The sequence below is a fragment of the Leptotrichia sp. OH3620_COT-345 genome (genome assembly GCF_003932895.1).
Taxonomy (GTDB): Bacteria; Fusobacteriota; Fusobacteriia; order Fusobacteriales; family Leptotrichiaceae; genus Pseudoleptotrichia.
In genome coordinates this window covers 1-227 of record NZ_RQYW01000218.1, presented here as the reverse complement: position 1 = coordinate 227, position 227 = coordinate 1, and the positions used below count along the sequence as shown (strand labels likewise).

At 32.6% G+C, this 227-nt stretch carries 1 protein-coding gene; it reads left to right on the top strand.

Going from position 1 to position 227, the window contains the following annotated elements; all coding sequences use genetic code 11:
* Nucleotides 1-227, top strand: a 227-nt coding sequence (locus EII29_RS11835) for a hypothetical protein (RefSeq protein WP_148096460.1), incomplete at both ends; no start/stop codon positions are given.

The following is a 227-nucleotide window of genomic DNA, read 5'->3' as shown; positions in this document are numbered from 1 at the left end:
CAAATAGATATAGCTTCGCCTAATAGAAACGGAACAAGTTACAATTCATTAAAAGAATTACAGGTAAGTGAACAGGGGCTGATACTAAACAATAATAAACATGTAGTAGTAAATACCCATATAGCGGGATTGGTAGTAAGAAACAGAAATTTGGATAACGGAATAACTGCAAACTTAATCATAACGGAAGTGACAGGAAAGAATAAGAGTAATATAAACGGAATAGT